This is a genomic window from Armatimonas sp. (genome assembly GCF_043760365.1).
Classification (GTDB): domain Bacteria; phylum Armatimonadota; class Armatimonadia; order Armatimonadales; family Armatimonadaceae; genus Armatimonas.
In genome coordinates this window covers 1-1,515 of the sequence record NZ_JAYUPA010000604.1, presented here as the reverse complement: position 1 = coordinate 1,515, position 1,515 = coordinate 1, and the positions used below count along the sequence as shown (strand labels likewise).

The following is a 1,515-nucleotide window of genomic DNA, read 5'->3' as shown; positions in this document are numbered from 1 at the left end:
AGAGCAGACGGATAATCGGCCCGGATAAGAAGATCGCCGCGCCGGAGATGGGTAGCCCGACCAGCAGCGTGACCTCAAGCGCCTTTTGAGCCAGCGAGGCAAATCCAGCGCGGTCGCCTTGGTGATGCAGCCGTGAGAGAGTCGGCAGGAGTGCAAAGATCAGTGCCATCGGAAAGAACATCGCCGATCCGACCAACTGAAACGCAACTTTATACCAACCCGCCTCTTGCTCCGTCGCCACGGCACCAAGCACAATTGGGTCGGTCTGACCGTAGAGTGTGCGAAAGATCAGCAGTCCCATGAACGGCAGGCTCGCCACGGTTAGGGCCTTGAGATCTTCCCAGCGTGGCAGCGGCAGTGTCTTGAGTAAGTCACGCAGGCCCACGGCGTAGTACGAGAAAGTGAGCAGCCCGGAGAGCACCGCCACCCCCGCGATTGCCCAGAGTGGTGCCTTAAAAGTAACGAGCAAGAAGACCGCAATCCCATAAGCCATTTTATCCAGCAGGGTCGCTCGATTAAAACGCCCAAGCTCCTCACGTCCCTGATAGATCGTCATAAAGACATCGTTCAAGACAAAAACAACCATACCAGGAACACTCACCAGCAGCAGGGTACGCATCTCTTGTGAGTACCCTAGGCTCCAGGAAACAAAATAGGCGACGGGTATGGTCAGAAGCCCCATCAGCAGCCGTAGAGTCAGCCCTGCCGCTAGCAGAGGGCCCGCCTTGCTCCGATCCCGCGCCACTTCCTTGACAATGACCTGCGACGTTCCGAGTGTTACAAAGACCCCCAGAATCATTACCCAGCTTGCGATAATCCCCACTTTGCCCGTTCCCGAGGGCCCCAGGTAGCGTGGCAGATAGAGATTGACCAGAAACGCCATCCCAAATGTCAGGAGCTGCGTGACGAGTGTGCCCACCACGTTTTTTGTGACGCGCTGATTTTGTGAGCTCATGACATCCTCCGTGGCTGGCGTGTGAGGCGCTCGTGCGGTGTGGGGCGCTCGTGGACACCGGGGCGGCAGCGCCGTTTCTCGGGGTCATTGAGAGACAGAGCATTGGGTGTCAGCCCGGACATCGCTCCCACCCAGATCGCCACAAAAATCATGTCGCGGAAGTTGGAGAGCTGAAGGTCAAGCAGGCCAAATACCAGAAGCAGAGCCACGAGAATCAGCGTGTAGAGCGCCACGGCGCGAGGGTACAGGCTTCTCGCGGAAGCGGTCTTGTTATGCTTCGTCTCGCTCTCTTTGTAGCGAATCACACGGCAGGCGTACACCAAGATCGCGCAGATCATTCCCCAGAACGCTAAAAAACCCAGTGTCCCCAGGCGCATCCAGACCCAGAGGATCTGATTGTGCGGCAGCAGGTTGTACCAGGGATAGATGTCCTTGATCATGTCTAGGTTGCCACCGGGGGTGAGGAAGCGCTTGCCGTAGCCGTAGCCAATAAGCTGGGTCGTGCTGGTAGAGCGCATCGTCAGCATCAGGTCGTAGTTTTCGATCTTGCGGTACTGATC

Annotated in this window: 2 protein-coding genes; both read right to left on the bottom strand. The window is 57.4% G+C overall.

Annotated features, from left to right (window positions below; all coding sequences use genetic code 11):
- Nucleotides 1–955: oligosaccharide flippase family protein (locus ACH2EH_RS13910; protein WP_395142636.1), on the bottom strand; the 955-nt coding region annotated here is incomplete at its 3' end.
- Nucleotides 952–1,515 (bottom strand): hypothetical protein (locus ACH2EH_RS13905; protein WP_395142634.1); only part of this gene is annotated, 564 nt, incomplete at its 5' end. The genes ACH2EH_RS13910 and ACH2EH_RS13905, both read right to left, overlap by 4 nt.